Source organism: Paenisporosarcina macmurdoensis (assembly GCF_042658845.1).
Classification (GTDB): Bacteria; Bacillota; Bacilli; order Bacillales_A; family Planococcaceae; genus Paenisporosarcina; species Paenisporosarcina macmurdoensis.
The window spans coordinates 218,582-236,208 of record NZ_JBHSRI010000002.1 but is presented as its reverse complement, the minus strand read 5'-3'; the positions used below and the strand labels follow the sequence as shown (position 1 = coordinate 236,208).

The 17,627-nt window shown below is 37.2% G+C and carries 14 protein-coding genes; 2 read left to right on the top strand and 12 right to left on the bottom strand.

From position 1 onward, the window contains the following. Positions 1-204: 204 nt before the first annotated feature. From cccB to ACFPYN_RS00985, 11 genes are all read right to left on the bottom strand, one after another. Positions 205-543, bottom strand: coding sequence for a cytochrome c551 (gene cccB, locus ACFPYN_RS01035; RefSeq protein ID WP_377732024.1), 339 nt, complete (start codon positions 541-543; stop codon positions 205-207). Positions 544-596: 53 nt separating this feature from the next. Next, a complete protein-coding gene (locus ACFPYN_RS01030; protein WP_377732023.1) occupies positions 597-1,460 on the bottom strand; it encodes a YitT family protein in 864 nt (287 codons plus the stop codon). 731 nt (positions 1,461-2,191) lie between these two features. Then, positions 2,192-3,293, bottom strand: a protein-coding gene (gene prfB / locus ACFPYN_RS01025; protein ID WP_377732624.1) for a peptide chain release factor 2 whose coding sequence is annotated in 2 segments (ribosomal slippage) — positions 2,192-3,220 and positions 3,222-3,293 — 1,101 coding nt in all. Because the reading frame shifts where the segments join, the coding sequence is not laid out codon by codon here. 18 nt (positions 3,294-3,311) lie between these two features. Continuing rightward, entirely contained in the window at positions 3,312-5,825 is a 2,514-nt protein-coding gene (secA, locus tag ACFPYN_RS01020) for a preprotein translocase subunit SecA (protein ID WP_377732022.1), read from the bottom strand. 75 nt (positions 5,826-5,900) lie between these two features. Continuing rightward, the gene (locus ACFPYN_RS01015) at positions 5,901-8,291 is read right to left on the bottom strand and encodes a bifunctional diguanylate cyclase/phosphodiesterase (RefSeq protein WP_377732021.1); all 2,391 of its coding nucleotides are present in this window, start codon (positions 8,289-8,291) and stop codon (positions 5,901-5,903) included. 182 nt (positions 8,292-8,473) lie between these two features. Further along, on the bottom strand, positions 8,474-9,034 hold the full coding sequence (gene hpf, locus ACFPYN_RS01010) for a ribosome hibernation-promoting factor, HPF/YfiA family (RefSeq protein WP_377732020.1): 561 nt from the start codon (positions 9,032-9,034) through the stop codon (positions 8,474-8,476). 118 nt (positions 9,035-9,152) lie between these two features. Further along, the gene (locus ACFPYN_RS01005) at positions 9,153-9,773 is read right to left on the bottom strand and encodes a ComF family protein (RefSeq protein WP_377732019.1); all 621 of its coding nucleotides are present in this window, start codon (positions 9,771-9,773) and stop codon (positions 9,153-9,155) included. Then, a complete protein-coding gene (locus tag ACFPYN_RS01000) occupies positions 9,770-11,122 on the bottom strand; it encodes a DEAD/DEAH box helicase (RefSeq protein ID WP_377732018.1) in 1,353 nt (450 codons plus the stop codon). Before ACFPYN_RS01000 ends, ACFPYN_RS01005 begins: the two co-directional genes overlap by 4 nt. A gap of 120 nt (positions 11,123-11,242) precedes the next feature. Then, positions 11,243-11,821 (bottom strand): DUF4440 domain-containing protein, encoded by a 579-nt coding sequence (locus ACFPYN_RS00995; RefSeq protein WP_377732017.1) that lies wholly within the window; start codon positions 11,819-11,821, stop codon positions 11,243-11,245. Positions 11,822-12,275: 454 nt separating this feature from the next. Further along, positions 12,276-12,950, bottom strand: coding sequence for a response regulator (locus ACFPYN_RS00990; protein WP_377732015.1), 675 nt, complete (start codon positions 12,948-12,950; stop codon positions 12,276-12,278). Between the two features lie 31 nt (positions 12,951-12,981). Continuing rightward, the gene (locus ACFPYN_RS00985) at positions 12,982-14,136 is read right to left on the bottom strand and encodes a sensor histidine kinase (RefSeq protein WP_377732014.1); all 1,155 of its coding nucleotides are present in this window, start codon (positions 14,134-14,136) and stop codon (positions 12,982-12,984) included. A 178-nt stretch (positions 14,137-14,314) separates the two neighbouring features. Between ACFPYN_RS00985 and ACFPYN_RS00980 the strand changes: the two genes are divergently transcribed. Both ACFPYN_RS00980 and ACFPYN_RS00975 read left to right on the top strand, forming a co-directional pair. Next, positions 14,315-14,947, top strand: coding sequence for a YigZ family protein (locus ACFPYN_RS00980; protein WP_377732013.1), 633 nt, complete (start codon positions 14,315-14,317; stop codon positions 14,945-14,947). Between the two features lie 147 nt (positions 14,948-15,094). After that, the gene (locus tag ACFPYN_RS00975; protein WP_377732623.1) at positions 15,095-16,165 is read left to right on the top strand and encodes an LCP family protein; all 1,071 of its coding nucleotides are present in this window, start codon (positions 15,095-15,097) and stop codon (positions 16,163-16,165) included. A 205-nt stretch (positions 16,166-16,370) separates the two neighbouring features. Here ACFPYN_RS00975 and ACFPYN_RS00970 read toward each other — a convergent pair whose 3' ends face one another. Then, the gene (locus tag ACFPYN_RS00970) at positions 16,371-17,411 is read right to left on the bottom strand and encodes a glycosyltransferase family 4 protein (RefSeq protein ID WP_377732012.1); all 1,041 of its coding nucleotides are present in this window, start codon (positions 17,409-17,411) and stop codon (positions 16,371-16,373) included. Between the last annotated feature and the right edge of the window lie 216 nt (positions 17,412-17,627).

Below are 17,627 nucleotides of genomic sequence, written 5' to 3'. Positions count from 1 at the left end.
ATTTTATTACATTACTATTACAAAATGTATTAAAAATCCCCATAGAACCTTACACCTAAGACTATATACACAAGAACGATGGTAGTAAATAGACCTACCAACAACTAGAATTCAACATCCTCTTCCATTATTCCTTCTTTTATTTCGACATGATTTGGACAAATTAAAAAGACCAACGCTAATTTATGCGTTGATCTCCCATTTTTACTTCTTATTTGATAACCATTCTGCCACTACTTCAGCTTCTGCACCTTCAATAATGTTAGCAGGCATAGCACCTTTTCCTTCTTGTATCACTTTTAAAATTTCTTCTTGAGATAGTCGAGAACCAACATCTGTCAGGCTAGGAAAGTTTCCTTGCCCCTCTAAATTACCACCGTGACAACTTGTACAATTCCCTTGCACAATCTTCTCAGCATCTTGTGTTTCAACTACTTCTCCACCATTTTCATCATTTGGTTCGGTTGCTTCATCATCCCCGCCACCGCAAGCGGCAAGCATCAATGCAGAACCAAAAATGGCTGCTAATAATTTCTTGTTCATTTTTTTCCCTCCAGGAAAAATCAGATTTCACATTCTTCTCAAGTATACCAATATTAAGGACGTTTGAAACCCTCTCCAAGTACTTCATAGGAGTCTGTAACGATGACAAAAGCTGAAGGGTCAACAGTTTTTATCACTTGTTTTAATTTTGAAAATTCGGTTTGATAAACTACTACAAGTAATATCGGACGTTCTTGTTCAGTATAACCACCAACTGCTGATAGTTTTGTTACGCCGCGATTCACTTCAGTATAGATAGCATCCCTTATTTCCTCTTGTTTATTCGTAATAATATAAACCATTTTCGATTGGCTAAAACCAAGTTGGATGATATCAATAGTTTTAGTGGTTACAAATAATCCAATTAGCGCGTATAAACCTTTTTCAATATCAAAAACTAAAGCTGCTGAAAGAACAATCAGTCCATCAATTAACATAACGCTTGTACCAAGTGTCAAGCCAGAATATTTTGTAATAATTTGAGCAGCTAAATCAGTTCCTCCAGTTGATGCACGGCCTCGGAATACAATACCTAAACCTACACCTACTGAAATACCACCAAATAATGCGCCTAGCAAAGGGTTAAATGTGGCTGGCTCCCAACTAGCTGTTAACAAAACAAATAAGGGCAATGTTAGCGTGCCCACAAGTGAACGCGCACCAAACTGTTTACCTAGAAAAATCACACCTGTAATAAATAAAGGAATATTAAATGCGTATTGGACAAGACCTGGATTCCAATCGAATACACCTTTTAATATTGTACTTATTCCACTTACTCCACCAGATGCTATTTCATTTGGTAGCAAAAACACATTAAAACCAACTGCTATGATTGCAGCTCCAATGATGATATATATATATTCTAAAACGGAAGATAATATTGGATGTGGTTCATTCCGTACTTTGCGATTCATGATCATTCCTACCTTCTAAATAACTAAAATTTCCCTAGTGAAGTATAGCAGACGCTTTGTATTGTGTGAACTTCATCATGGTGAAGTGAAAATGTTAATGAAGCGATAAAAATTTCCAGTACTCTTCATACGCAAGCTTACTTCTCACCTTACTGAAGCAAAGAAGTTTCCAGTCCGCTTTGGACGCAACTTTTGCTGCACCTTGGTCTGGAGATTTTAATAGGTGGGCTTGTGACTGCGTCACTTCGCCCACCTTGCTTTTTCCAGATCATCTTGCGGCTAGTTTGTGTCCTTCGCTCCCTTGAAACCTGGAAGCTCACGGTTACAATCGTTTGGTTTACTAGAGAATCGATGCTTCAATTATGTAGATATTCGGCCGAAGATGATATTTCGGCCTCTTGCTGCTTACTTTATTTTCAAGACTAATTTTTTATTGATAGTAGTAACTATAACTTAAAGAGGAAATAAACGCGGGAGATCTTGTGACTGAGTCACACACTAGTCACGAAAAATCCCCGCGCACCTTGATACCTTCACACCACTAGCAACGTGACATTTGGCTGGAAAAATGTCACCATTTCAAGCACGTTCAATTGTGCTGATTTCACGTAGTCACGATATCATTCAGTTTACTCACGATATATCACTCTCTAGTCACGATAAATCCCCGCGCCATCGCAAACCAATCCATAGAAAAAAGCGGGCACCCTTTATGGATGCCCGCTTTTGCATTAGTTCATTCTTGAACGTAAGAACGAATTAATAAATAAATCAATATCGCCGTCCATTACACCTTGGACATTTCCGCTTTCAGTGCTTGTGCGATGATCTTTTACCATTGAATAAGGGTGGAATACGTATGAGCGTATTTGACTTCCCCATCCAATTTCTTTTTGATCTCCACGAATTTCCAGCATTTCCGCTTCTTGTTCTTGAAGTTTTAAGGCATAGAGTTTAGCTTTCAAGTATGTCATCGCTTTTTCACGGTTTTTAATTTGTGAACGTTCTTGCTGACACGTTACAACAGCGCCCGTTGGAAGATGGGTAATACGCACAGCTGAGTCAGTCGTATTAATATGCTGACCACCTGCACCGCTTGCACGGTACGTATCTACTTTTAAATCTTCCGTTCGAATATCAATTTCAATCTCATTATTGAATTCAGGAATGACTTCACAAGATACAAATGATGTATGACGACGTCCAGAAGAATCGAAAGGTGAAATACGCACTAAACGATGCACACCTTTTTCAGCTTTTAAGTATCCATACGCATTATGCCCTTTAAAACCTAACGTTACAGATTTGATTCCCGCTTCGTCGCCAGCTAAATAATCAATGGTTTCTACTTTAAAGCCACGTTTCTCACCCCAACGTGTATACATGCGCAGTAGCATAGAGCCCCAGTCTTGAGACTCCGTTCCACCAGCACCAGGGTGCAATTCTAAAATGGCATTGTTTTTGTCATACGGTTCACTCAGTAATAATTGCAATTCAAAGTCACCCAATTTAGAAGTAAATTCTTTCGTTTCTTTGCTGAGTTCTTCATGCAATTCTTCGTCTGCTTCTTCACGTAACAATTCCAAAGTCATTTCTAAATTTTCTTGTATGTCTACTAGTTCTTGGTATTCATTAACAATTTCTTTTAAGGTATTAGCTTCGCTTATAACAACTTGTGCAGAATCTTGATCATTCCAAAAATCAGGAACCGACATATTTTCGTCTAACTCTGCAATTCGTGCCTCTTTGTTTTCTAAGTCAAAGAGACCCCCTAAAGTCGAATAGTTTTGAAGCTGTTCTGTCTAACTCATTACGTACATCTGATAATTCCATCATTACTAAATTCCTCCGTTATCTTTCAACAGCACCATGGCAATTTTTGAATTTCTTGCCACTGCCGCAAGGGCATATTTCATTTCGTCCAACTGCTGCCTCTACGCGTACTGGTTTTTTCTTAACAGTTCCACCCTCTTCTTTCGGGTTCACTGCTTGACCTTTTGCTACTTCTTCACGTTGAAGGTTGTTACGAATTTCTGCCTTCATCGCATATTTCGCTACATCTTCTTGAACTGAATCAACCATTGCTTCAAACATCGCAAATCCTTCGTTTTGGTACTCACGAAGTGGATCAATTTGTCCATATGCACGTAAGTGAATTCCTTGTCGCAGTTGGTCCATTGCATCGATATGGTCAATCCATTTCGAGTCAATTGAACGCAGTAATACAACCTTTTCAAATTCACGCATACGTTCAGGAGTCATTTCTACTTCTTTTTCGTCATAGCGTGTATACACTAATGCTTTGACAAAATCAATCACTTCATCCGACGATTTACCTTCTAATTGTGTGCGAGTAATGGCACCTTCAGATAATAAATTCGCATGAAGAGTATCTTCAAGTCCTTTATAGTTCCATTCATTCTGTTTATCTGTAGATGTATGTGCAATAACCGTACGCTCGATTACTTCGTTTATCATCGTTTCTACTAAAGCACGCATATTTTCCGTCTCTAATACTTCTAGACGTTCTTTATAAATAATTTCACGTTGTTGTCGTAAAACATCATCGTATTGAAGCAAACGTTTACGTGCGTCAAAGTTATTCCCTTCAACACGTTTTTGTGCCGATTCTACTGCACGAGTAACCATTTTAGATTGAATTGGTTGTGTATCGTCCATTCCTAAACGAGACATCATAGCACGCATATTATCAGAACCAAAACGACGCATTAATTCATCTTCCATTGATAAGTAGAATTGCGTGATACCCGGATCGCCTTGACGTCCTGAACGACCACGAAGCTGATTATCAATACGACGTGATTCATGACGTTCAGTACCAATAACTGCTAAACCGCCAACTTCTATTACGCCTTCACCGAGTTTAATGTCAGTACCACGACCTGCCATGTTCGTTGCAATGGTAACCGAACCTTTATGACCAGCTGTCGCAATAATTTCGGCTTCGCGTTCATGATTCTTCGCGTTTAACACATTATGCTGAATTCCGTGTTTTGTTAATAATCTAGAGATGATTTCTGAAGTTTCTATCGCAACAGTACCAACAAGAACTGGTTGTCCTGCTTTGTTTCGCTCAGCTATATCATCTGCCACAGCTTTATATTTACCTTCCATTGAAGCAAAAATCAAGTCTGCGCGATCTTCACGACCAATCACTCGATTGGTCGGAATGACAATAACATTCATATTATAAATGTTGCGGAATTCTTCTTCTTCCGTTTTTGCAGTACCTGTCATGCCTGAAAGTTTTTCGTACATTCGGAAATAGTTTTGGAATGTGATGGTAGCCATAGTCATCGATTCATTTTGAATATCTAGACCCTCTTTAGCTTCAATTGCTTGATGAAGTCCATCTGAATAGCGACGACCTTTCATTAATCGGCCAGTAAATGAATCAACAATAACTACATCACCGTCTTGAACCACATAATCAACGTCATTATGCATACTTGCATGTGCTTTTAATGATTGGTTAATTGCGTGATTTAAGCGAACATGAGTCAAATCGAATAAATTATCAATACCAAACGCTTTTTCTACTTTTTCAATTCCGGCTTCAGTTAATACTACGCCTTTTGTTGACTCATCGTATGAATAGTCTTCTTCATTACGAAGGGCTTTAACAAGTGCATTTGATTGCTTGTAAAGTTGAGCGGATTTTGCAGCTTGTCCTGAAATAATCAATGGCGTCCGTGCTTCATCGATTAATATCGAGTCAACCTCATCGATTACAGCAAAGTAAAGTGGACGTTGTACATGTTCTTCCTTATATAACACCATGTTATCGCGCAGATAATCGAATCCTAATTCGTTGTTTGTTGAATAGGTAATATCCGCAGCATATGCTTCACGTTTTTCATCTTTATTCAAACTGTTTAAATTTAAGCCCACTGTTAAGCCTAAGAAATTATACAATTTACCCATTTCTTCTGCATCACGGCTTGCCAAATATTCATTAACCGTCACGACGTGAACACCTTTACCAGTAATTGCATTCAAATAAACCGGCAATGTAGATGTTAAGGTTTTACCCTCACCAGTTTTCATTTCAGCAATATTTCCTTCATGAAGTGCTGCAGCCCCCGTAATTTGAACACGGAAAGGATACATCTCAAAGACACGTCTTGATGCTTCTCGAACAACAGCAAATGCTTCGGCTTGCAGATCTTCCAAAACAGTTCCACTCGCTAAACGGGCTTTAAATTCATCCGTTTTAGCGCGTAATTGGTCATCTGTTAATGCTTCTGTTTCTTTCGCTAAAGCTTCTACTTGATCTGTAACTTTTTCTAATCTTTTCAAATCACGCTTATTTAAGTCAAACACTTTATTTAATACTCCAAGCATTTAAATTCACTTCCCATTTAGTCTAAGGTTTATTTTAACACTGCTACTAAAGGGGTGCAAATAACGGACTTCTACTTATGAGGTAACGTCGTTATCTAAGAACTTCTGCAATTGCCCTTTATTAAGTGGTTTACTGTAGTAAAAACCTTGAATTACATCTGTTTCCATTGAGCTTAAGAGGTTCAATTGTTTCTTAGTTTCAACCCCTTCTGCAACAATAATAAATCCCAAATTATGTGATAAGTCTATAACCGACTTGACGATTGCTTGCACTCGTGTATCGTTTTCCATCTGCTGAACAAAACTTTGATCAATTTTCACACGATTAATCGGTAATATACGTAAATAATTTAGTGAAGAATATCCGGTTCCAAAATCATCGAGAGCAATTGAAACACCCATTTTTTGAATTTTTGCAAGGGTTTGAAGTAATTCTTCTCCTCCATCTATAAATAAGGACTCAGTTATTTCAATTTCAATTAGACTTGGATGTACTTGATATTTCTTCAAAAGTGTTTTCAATCGGTGAATGAAATCCATTTCTCGTAGCTGTAATGCACTTACGTTAATGGCTACTGATGTGACATATGGATACTGATGATGTATCTCTTTTATCTCTCGAATAGCTGTTTCAAGTACCCAATCGCCAATTACGAGAATATTACCTGATTTCTCGGCCACAGGAATAAATTCTGCAGGTGAGATCATCCCCCATTCAGGATGATGCCATCGTAACAAGGCTTCCAAACTCTCAGTCCTAGCAGTTTTTAGATTGTATTGTGGCTGAAACACCAATGTAAAATGATTAAATTTAATAGCATCGCGTAACCCTTGCTCTAACATAAGTTGTTTTTCAAACGCTTCTTTCATTTCATAGTTAAAATATAGAATTCTATTTCTTCCAGCTTCTTTCGCTTTATATAGTGCCGTATCAGCATTCACTAAAAGTTGTTCACACGTTAGTGCATCCGCTGGACAAAGGGAAACGCCCATGGAAGGGGTTACGAATATAGCTTGTTTATTTAAATAAAATGCTTTAGAAAAAGAATCGTGTAGATTAGTTAGAGTTGTTCTTATAAAAGGGAAGTTTTCCTTTTTCTCATGCATTAACACAATAAATTCGTCTCCACCAAATCGACCAAAATAACTCTGTTCAGGTAACAACTGTTGGATCCGTTCTGCCACTTGGATTAAAAGAGCATCCCCATAAGCGTGCCCCTTCGAATCGTTAATTTGTTTAAAGTGATCTAAATCCAAGAAAGTCACGGCAATCATTTGGTCAGTTTCTCGCATTTCGTCAATCCATTTACCGAGTTGACGTTCAATTGACAAGCGGTTTGGTAAACTTGTTAGTGAGTCAAATCTAGCCTGGAAATCCATTTCTTGAACTTGTATGTTTAACAATTTACCCATTTGCTCAATCGATTGTGCGATTTCCCCAATTTCATCCTTACGATAAATATTCAATTTCGAAACTAAGTTTCCTTGTTCCATACGGCGAACATGTTTCACGATAGTTGGTAAATCTTTCAACATAGACCGTAGGAGTATAGACAAAATAATTAATATCAACATGGCTGCAATGATCCAAGATAAACCAATCGTCTTACTTACATTTTGTAGAGATTGAGTCACCATATAGTCCGGAACATAGCTAACCATTTGCCAGCCGGTCCCTTCAATTTCACGGACTTCCACATAAAAGCTTCCTTTAGAAGTGCTGACCAATGTAGCAACATCTCTAGACAAATTTAGGTCTTCTAACTCTGCCCAAATATTGTCAACATCATATAAAGTTTGTCCTTGTTCCGTTAATAGAACATGTTTATGGTTATTTTTTTCATAGGGAGCAATTAACAGAGGTATTGTATCCAAGTGCATATCCAAACCAAAGTACCCTAGTCTTTTGCCATTCGTTTCAATAGGTTTTATTACACTAACAGTATATTTTTTTGTGGAGTAATCGATATACAAATCCGAAAAAGATAAGCCTGCTGCGGCATCAGCTTTTGCCGTCCATGGCCGTTTTTTCAAGTCGTAAGCTTCATCTGTTACATATCCATGATCCGCAATAAAGAAATTTGGTTCCAATAAGGCAATCCACACAAGTCCTAGTCCATCCGTGTTTTCTTGAACTCTTGTCATGAGTTGATTGATTTTTTCATAGTTGGCAGAGGTCTTAACAGTCTCCCGCTCAACTGGTGATTCAACAAAATCTCTGACATCATCTAGAGCTCCAAGCTGCTCTGCAATTTCCCTTTTACTGTTTAACAATGTATGAATTTCTTGCGCTACAATTTCATTTTCCAGTCCTAATTCTTCTTCCAATTGTTTTTCAAATAAATTTTTAGAATAGCTGTATGAAAAACCCGCCATTATAAATAGAATTGGAATGACGACGGCACTCATTGCAACTAAAACCTTGCCTCGAAAACCAAGTTTGTCCCATAGCCGAATTTTCGACATCCAATTCCCTCCCTTTAGAAACGGAATTATGAATTCTTTTCTTTATTCTATTTTAATATTCGCTTTATTCGAGGGAAATCCTTCTCTATCGACAAATAAAAAAAGACAAGTTTCTCATATAAAGTAAATTAAACACAAAAAAAGAAAGCCCCATTTTCGGGCTTTCTTTACACTTTTTAAATTTAGTTCGTTTCAATTAATCCGTACTTACCATCTTTACGTTTGTAAACGATATGCGTACCATCTGATTCAGCGTCTGTGAAAACGAAGAAATTATGTCCAAGCATATCCATTTGTAAAACAGCTTCTTCTTGGTCCATTGGTTTTAATTCAAATTGTTTTGTTCGAACAATATGGATTTCTTCTTCCTTGTCATCTTGGTGAGCAACTTGTTCAGGTGACTGAACATTTGCGAAATATGCCCCCACACCTTCACGTTCACGGAACTTACGGTTTACTTTAGTTTTATATTTACGAATTTGACGTTCTAATTTATCGACGATTAAATCGACTGCTGCATACATATCGTTATGTCTTTCTTCAGCACGAAGCGTTAAATTCTTCATTGGAATTGTAACTTCGACTTTCGTTTGACTGTCGTTATATACCTTCAAATTGACATTTGCGTTCGCTTGGATTTCTTCGTTGAAATAACGTTCTACTTTATTGATTTTGCTTTCAACGTGTTCGCGAATCGCAGGAGTTACCTCAACGTTTTCACCGCGGATATTATAATTTAACATGTAAACTCCTCCTTTAATTAAGGCTATACTTACCTTATTCTACTTATCCCCTAATAACTCCTGCAACAAACCAAAATAAATTTAGAAATTTGTCGAATGAAGTCATATTCTTAAGTTATTATGCGCGAATTAGCGTCAAGGCATTTACAGTATTAGCTCCGGCTTTCTTCAAAGCATAGGCGGCATGGTGCAATGTAGTGCCGGTTGTATACAAATCATCGACTAATAAAATGTTTTGTTTTTGGACATCCTGCGTTACTGTGAAAATTAATTCTGAAGAAACACGTTCTTTTTTAGATTTTCCAACTTGAGTTTGATCTAACGTCTTTGACAACACTTGGGTAAAAGGTACATTTGCAGCATTTAGTAATTCATCCACTTGTGAAAAACTTCGTACGACTAACTTCTCCGGATTTAGTGGAATGGGTACAATTTTGTCTTGAACTTTACGTAACGGCAGAAAATCCGATTTAAAAATGTTTGCTAGTTCTACATCTAATTGGAATTTATATTGCCGATAAACCTGTTTCATCCAATCATTGTAACGGTATATGGAATGAACAGAATCAAGAGTTCCTTCATAAATAGTACCTACCCATTCGTTCCTCCACTCTTTTTCTTCAGCTTTCTCAAACTTACTGGAACATTTCTCGCAAACTAATTGTGGTGGTTTAATTAAGAAAAGCTTCCGCCATGACGCGATTTCTAAAAATGAGGAAGAACAAATCAAGCACTTCATAAACGTTCACGACTATTATTATGTTCCTCGATTGTTGCTTTCGCCTTATCCATGTCTAGAGAAATACCATGATGAAAAAACACGAGATCTCCAGTCGGAAAATCAACTGATCGACCGACACGTCCACTTACTTGAATTAAAGCACTACTAGTAAAAATCTGTTCATCTGCTCCAACCACAGCTACTTGAACATTAGGAATTGTTATCCCTCGTTCAAGTATGGTCGTTGTCAGTAAACCACATACTTTCTTATGACGTAATTTTAGAACCTTTTGTTTCCTTTCAGGATCCTCGGCGTGAACTGCTAATATTTCTACATGTATTTGCTGAAATAATGGCAATGCTCGTTCCATTAAGTCAATCGTTGGAAAAAAAATTAAAAATGGTTCGTCATTTTGAAGACATTGCTGAGTCCATTCAGCTAACTTTTGGGGAAGTTTATCTTTATACATATGCTTCTTATAGTTCCATAACCCAACAAACCGTGGAACAGGCAATGGAAATCCATGAAAACGCTGAGATATAAGCGAAATATTAACCGCTTGACTTAATAGTTCCTCAGACGGTGTTGCCGTAATCATATGAACTACCGCATCTTTCTTCTTTGCCTTTTGAACTGCAAATTGGAGAGATTTATCCACTGTATATGGAAATGCATCCGCTTCATCTAGAAAAACCACATCAAATGCTTCCTCAAAACGCAATAGTTGATGAGTTGTTGCAAGAACCAACTGGGCAAAGTTCGACTGTTCAGGGGAACCGCCATACAATGCATGAATAACGGTTTTCGGAAAAACATCTTGAAACCTGGGAAACAGTTCCAATACAACATCTGTCCTTGGTGTCGCCACACATACCCGAAGTCCACGTTCAAGTGCATCAAAGATCGCGGTAAACAACAATTCTGTCTTTCCAGCACCACAAACCGCGTAAATTAAATGACTCTGATTTAGTTGAACACTTGTTAACAATTCTTTAGAAGCTTTTCCTTGTAGAGAAGTTAACGTTCCAGACCACGTAAAACAATGACTGACCTCTTCTACTAAAGATGGCCCAGTCCATGTAATTAACTCGCTACAGCTGCTTACTCTTCCCATTTGAATACAATGTCTGCAATACAAACAAGTAGCCTTACATTTAGCACATTGAAACGCTGTCAGCTGCTGAAATCCACAACGTCGACACTGAGAATTTTTTGTTTTCCTACTAGTAGAATTTTGATTAGACTGAATGCCTGTGTGGGGGGTTATAAATCCTTTTTGAATAAATTCTTCGATAACGGTTAAAGGAAAAGGGGTTTGTTCCTTCAACCAAATACGAACAGTTAAAAATGCTTGCACTTCTTTCATGAGCATTCCTCCGTTTCGGATTGTACTCATTCCTATATGAATAATAGTACCTAAGAAAAGCAAAAACCGCAAAAAATGGGCAAAAAAAAACCTCACATCTATGCGAGGTTTATACTCTACTTATTCTGCTACATCTCCAATGAAATAAACGCTTGTAACGCGCCATTCACCTTCTTCATTTGCAAAAACGGTAACTTGTCGACCAGTTCGATCAAGTTCTGCTCCTGTTGATTCTTGTTTAAGGGAGATATCAAGTGAAGCAAAAACTTGTGCTTGGTTTTTATTATATTTAATAACCGTCACATCTTCAGCCGTCCGATTCACTTCATATTGAGCAAAAGTTTCTTTTACAGTCACTTCTTCTTCCTTGTAATCAAATCCTTCAGGCTCAGTTGCAATTACGGACATGTACTTTTCAATATCTTCTTCATTGAAAGCAGTCATATATGTCTCAAAAGTTTCTAGCAAAGCCTTTTTCTCCTCTGCGGGTACGTTTTGAGCTTCTTCTATATTTGCGCCAACCATTTCAAACCCAACGTCAGTCTCAGTTTGATCCTTTACACTATGTTCTAACGGACTATTTTCTCCAGATGTTTCACCATCAGATACAGAACCAGCGCCTTCTCGATTCTCTTCACTTGCACAGGCCGATAGAAAAATCGAAATCATTGCTAGTACGATTATATATTTAAATTTCATTAAGTTCGTCCCTCCTACTCGGCTATTTTGACATAAAACTTAAATCCTTACAATAATTATAGCCCCTTCTACATTAAGAACGTTCGTTCAATTGTGAAAGTTTCATGGACTATTGTTTGAACTGTGCCGATCTGTAATCTTGACTACTTGCGATATATCACTAACTAGTCACGATAAATTACCGCACATCTTGCTCAACTTCACACCACTGCAACGTGACATTTCGCTGGCCAAATGTCACCATTTCAAGCACGTTCAATTGTGCTGATTTAGTGTATTCACGATATAGTGTTGACTACTCACGATATGATGCGGTTTAGTCACGATATCCTGCTCACTACTCACGATATATCCTTCACGAGTCACGATATAATCCCCGTGCTCCAAAACACTCCAAAAAAAATGCCACAACATTTATGTTGTGGCATTGGCATATTATTTTATAATATTTTAATTAACGTACTTCAACCCAACCATTTTTGATAGCTGTAACTACGGCCTGTGTACGGTCATTTACATTCATTTTTTGAAGAATGCTGGATACGTGATTTTTCACTGTTTTTTCAGAGATAAACAACGTTTCCCCAATCATTCGGTTACTTTGTCCATCTGTTAGTAATTGTAGTACTTCACATTCACGTTTTGTTAGTAAGTGGAAAGGACGACGAATTTCTGATTGATGGAATGTTCCTTTGTTCTCACGCTCACTTAAGCGACGGAATTCTGAAACTAAATTACGTGTCACTTTTGGATGTAAATAAGATCCACCAGCAGCAACAACTTTAATTGCTTGGATAATGGCATCTGCATCCATTTCTTTTAACATGTAGCCAAGTGCGCCTGTTTTTAAGGCATGCATGACATATGATTCATCGTCATGAATAGACAACATGATGACTTTTGCTTCAGGATATTTTGCCATCAATTCACCAGTTGCTTCCACACCGTTTTTACGTGGCATGTTAATGTCCATTAAGATTACTTCTGGTACATATTGTTCATATAAACTTAACGCATCGCTTCCGTCATCGCCTTCAGCAATTACTTCAAATGAATCTTCAAAATCTAATATTCTTTTAACACCTTCACGGAATAATTGGTGGTCGTCAATGATTACAATTTTAGTCATCGTCATTTTCCTCCTAATATATAAGACAAGCTTATCTTTGTTGTTCCTCAATTAATGGAATTTGAAACTTCATAGATGTACCTTTACCTAGAGAAGATTTAACAATCATCTCACCCTTTAATAAATCGACACGCTCTTGCATACCAATCATACCAAAAGATTTATCTCGAACTAAACGTTGATCAAATCCAGTTCCATTATCTTTCACAGTCACTGTTACCATTTTAGGAGACCATTCAACATCTACCCAAATATTTTTACATTTACCATGTTTCGTCGCATTCGTTACGGATTCTTGAATCAAACGAAAAATAGCAACTTCAAAATTGGATAAAAGCCTTCTTTGTTCTCCATGTGAATGGAAGTGTATTTGACAACCTGTATTATATTCTTCGATATTCCTTAAGTATTTTTTGAGGGTAGGCACTAATCCTAAATCGTCCAATGCCATTGGTCTTAAGTCGTAAATAATTCGTCGCACTTCAGTTAGTGCATTTCGAACCATTAGTTTCAAACTAGAAATTTCAACAAAGGCTTGATCTACACCCTTTTCTCGATATGTTCGTTCAATTAAATCTGAACGGACTAACACATTGGCCATCATTTGAGCAGGTCCATCATGTATTTCACGAGATAATCGCTTACGTTCTTCTTCTTGTGCTTCAATAATTTTCAAACTGAAATCTTGTTTTAATTTTGCCGTTTCTAATGCTTGTCCAACATTTTTCAAATCGGATGTTAAATAGTTGGTTACTACATTTGCTTGCGTCACTAGTTGATCTGCATGCAAAATCGCATCGTTTAAGTCATTTAAACGACGTACCAAATCATCTCGACGTTCCTGTAATTGGCGATCTTCATTTCGATTAATCGAAAGTTTAATTTGCAAATCGTTTGCATGTTCATATGCTTCTCGCACTTGTTCTTCATTGAACGTGTTAAAATGCATAGAGACATCACCTAAACGTTTGCGAGATAAACGCGTCTCTTCTATAAGTAAATCACCTTCAATGAAAACATCTGCTAGCTTTGAATGAACAATTGCTAACTCTTTTTGCATCTGTAATAAGCTTTGGCGATTTTGCTCGCTTATAATGAAGATATCATTTTTTGAGCGGTTAAGTGTTTCAACCATCTGACTAAAAATATGATCGAGTGAATTGATATCTACCTTTTTCCCAGACATCAGGTATTCTCCTTTTTCGAGCAACAGTCTGATGAATGACCTGCATTCATTTCTCTCTCTATTACTATACGCCATATACGCCTATTATCCTGCAATGACTGCATTTATTATATCACTATATACACAATTTAATATTAAAATTGCATGACAACTAGATGTCAATAGGAGTGAGAACATTTTGCGAAAAGATTACATAACAGTAAAAGGGACGGGCGAAACAGAAATTATCATTCAAAAATCCCGATTTCTTACATATGTCAATCGTGCTGAGTCTGAACAACAAGCTCAAGCCTTTATAGAAGAGATTAAATCAAAACACAAATCAGCAAATCATAATTGTTCAGCTTATTTAATTGGTGAACATGATTCCATTCAAAAAGCGAATGATGATGGTGAACCAAGCGGAACTGCTGGTTTTCCAATGCTTGAAGTATTAAAAAAACAAGGGTTAAAGGATACTGTTGTAGTTGTGACAAGATATTTCGGCGGCATTAAGTTGGGTGGCGGAGGTTTAATCCGAGCTTATGGAAGAGCAACGACAGAAGGTTTAAGAGCTGCTCAACTTGTTGAACGCCGTCTTCACCATTTAATGAAAGTATCTGTCGATTATTCATGGCTAGGCAAAGTTGAGAACGAAGTACGCAGTTCAACTTACCCTCTACACCGAATAGATTATGCTGAAATTGTTGAATTATTCCTTTATGTACCAGTGTCAAAAGAAGCCGATTTTGTCGAATGGATAACAGAAATGACGAATGGGCAAGCTATTATTGAACGACAAACACAAGATTTCATCGACTTTGACATATGAATGAAATAATCTTTTCCTTTTACCAAATAGGAAAAGCAATGTATAATGAGGAGTACTGTAGTTAAATGACGAAACATTTGTTAACTTCAGTCGTCTTATTGAACATGTAGGGTCATTCCTGCTAAGAGGAGAATCCATATGAACCGAATGAACAGAAAACAATTTAAAACAACAAAACATGGCGGATCTAAAAAGTCATTAATTTTAAAAATATCAGCTATGGTCATTGCTTCCGTTTTAATTACGGGAACAGCTTACGGGATTTACCTAGTAAAAAAAGCAGAAACAGCTGCTGACAACTCGTACGAAGCTATTCAAGACCGAGAAGGCTCAGTTCTTCGAGAAGAAGCGGTTAAACCACTTGAAGATAATGTATCCATTCTGTTTATTGGTGTAGATGATAGCGAAGCTCGCGATCAAAGTGAAAGTAATACTCGCTCCGATGCGTTAATTCTTGCAACCCTTAACAATAAAGATAAAACAGTTAAATTAGTCAGCATTCCACGTGACTCGTATGTATATATCCCAGAAGTTGGTTATGAAGATAAAATAACACATGCATTATCATCTGGTGGCGCAAAAACGACCATTGAAACTGTGGAAGAATTACTTGATGTTCCAGTTGATTATTATGTGAAGATGAACTTCAATGCATTCATCGATGTGGTAGATGCACTTGATGGCATTTATGCAGACGTTCCTTACGATCATTTGGAAAAAGATGAAAATGATGTTTACTCTATTCAGTTAGAAGAAGGTTATCAAAAGCTGGATGGTCGAACAGCTTTAGCATTAGCTCGAACACGTAAATTAGACAACGATATTGAACGTGGCAAACGCCAACAAGAAATTTTAGCATCAATCATGAAGAGAGCATCTTCCGCTTCATCCTTTACGAAATATGGTGATGTAATTGATGCAGTTGGAGAAAACATGAAAACCGATATGACATTCGACGAAATGAAATCGTTCTTCGCTTATATCAAGGACGGTGCACCTAAAGTGGATACACTTACGCTCGATGGGTACGATGATATGACAACCGGAACATACTTCTGGATGTTGGATGAAGAATCGTTAGACGAAACAAAAGATATTCTTCAAAGCCATTTAGGAATAACACCAGATGCTGCAAGTTTTTCTGATAGTGGTGCTGACAACGATGCAACCGAACTTGCAAAAGAAAACGATCCTAATCACACTCACGACAACGAATAAAAAGATAAATCCTGACACATGTAATAGTGTGTTGGGATTTTTTCATATAAAATACATAGCGAAAATCATTAACACTTTGTTCTCTGTGACTAATCAATTCATGTAAAACTAAATCAATTTCCACACTTACTATTGGAGAAAAAACTAAATTCTATACTATAGAAAAATAAAAAAAACCTCATGCATCGTTCGCATGAGGTTTTCGTCATTTGCCGATCATTCGGACAAAGTTTATTAATGGCTTGTAATTCTTCCCTGCTAAACCAACTGCTTCAACAAATAATTCAATAGCCACCAACATTACTGCTACTAATAGTATTGCACCCCACAAAGTCGCTTGAGAGAAGATTAATGCAGCTACGCCGAACATTGAAGCTAATGCATAAATAATCAAAACAGTTTGGCGATGTGTGAATCCTACATTAAGTAAACAGTGATGTAAATGAGACTTGTCCGGCGCTGACAATGGTTGCTTTAAACGGTAGCGGCGAACGATAGCAAAGAATGTATCCGAGATAGGAACACCTAGCATGATAATTGGGATAATTAATGAAATGACCGTAATGTTTTTAAAACCAAGTAACGCGAGAACCCCAATCATATAACCAAGGAATAGCGATCCTGAGTCACCCATAAATATTTTTGCTGGATGAAAGTTATAAAATAAGAATCCTGCACAACTTGCAGCAAGGATGGCTGCCATTGCGAACACAAATGTGTCGCCCATCATAAAGGCCATTCCTGCTAATGTCACTAGTGCAATTGTGGACACTCCAGCAGCTAAGCCATCAAGTCCATCGATTAAGTTAATCGCATTTGTAATACCAACAATCCATAATATAGTTAACGGGATACTAAAGTATCCAAAATCTAATTGTCCACCAAAAGGTAAGTTGATAAAATCAATTTGCAAACCGCCATAGATGACGATTCCTGCGGCAATAAATTGGCCTAATAATTTAGCTTTTGCTGTAATCTCAAACATATCATCAAGTACACCGGTGATAATAATCATAACAGCACCTAATACTATATAAAGGGCCGTTGAATCTTCAGGGCGTAATACAAAATAACCAACTAAAAACGAACCAAATATGGCAAGGCCGCCTAAACGAGGCATGATTCGTGCGTGAACTTTTCTATAATTAGGTCGGTCGACGGCTCCCACTTTAAATGCGAGTGCCTTCACCACTGGTGTTAGTAGTATCGAAGCGACAAATGCCAGAACCAAAGATAGGTAAAGCATGTCTTTCCTCCTCAAGTCATTACATATTCAGGAATACATTTAAATCCAATTGTATTATATCATGAAAACAACTGCGGTAAACAATATTCGTAAAAATGAATGTTTCTTCCTATTATATTTAGCCAAAATTAGTTCTATTAAAACATTATAATCTATAAGACGACAAACCCTCATATAAGATTCATAGTATTTTATTCAATTTTTTGTTAAAATAAG

What these genes read in the sequence shown, in the direction of transcription:
- cccB (WP_377732024.1), bottom strand. Translation starts at nt 543, where the DNA reads ATGAACAAGAAATTATTAGCAGCCATTTTTGGTTCTGCATTGATGCTT.
- ACFPYN_RS01030 (WP_377732023.1), bottom strand. Translation starts at nt 1,460, where the DNA reads ATGAATCGCAAAGTACGGAATGAACCACATCCAATATTATCTTCCGTT.
- secA (WP_377732022.1), bottom strand. Translation starts at nt 5,825, where the DNA reads ATGCTTGGAGTATTAAATAAAGTGTTTGACTTAAATAAGCGTGATTTG.
- ACFPYN_RS01015 (WP_377732021.1), bottom strand. Translation starts at nt 8,291, where the DNA reads ATGTCGAAAATTCGGCTATGGGACAAACTTGGTTTTCGAGGCAAGGTT.
- hpf (WP_377732020.1), bottom strand. Translation starts at nt 9,034, where the DNA reads ATGTTAAATTATAATATCCGCGGTGAAAACGTTGAGGTAACTCCTGCG.
- ACFPYN_RS01005 (WP_377732019.1), bottom strand. Translation starts at nt 9,773, where the DNA reads ATGAAGTGCTTGATTTGTTCTTCCTCATTTTTAGAAATCGCGTCATGG.
- ACFPYN_RS01000 (WP_377732018.1), bottom strand. Translation starts at nt 11,122, where the DNA reads ATGAAAGAAGTGCAAGCATTTTTAACTGTTCGTATTTGGTTGAAGGAA.
- ACFPYN_RS00995 (WP_377732017.1), bottom strand. Translation starts at nt 11,821, where the DNA reads ATGAAATTTAAATATATAATCGTACTAGCAATGATTTCGATTTTTCTA.
- ACFPYN_RS00990 (WP_377732015.1), bottom strand. Translation starts at nt 12,950, where the DNA reads ATGACTAAAATTGTAATCATTGACGACCACCAATTATTCCGTGAAGGT.
- ACFPYN_RS00985 (WP_377732014.1), bottom strand. Translation starts at nt 14,136, where the DNA reads ATGTCTGGGAAAAAGGTAGATATCAATTCACTCGATCATATTTTTAGT.
- ACFPYN_RS00975 (WP_377732623.1), top strand. Translation starts at nt 15,095, where the DNA reads ATGAACAGAAAACAATTTAAAACAACAAAACATGGCGGATCTAAAAAG.
- ACFPYN_RS00970 (WP_377732012.1), bottom strand. Translation starts at nt 17,411, where the DNA reads ATGCTTTACCTATCTTTGGTTCTGGCATTTGTCGCTTCGATACTACTA.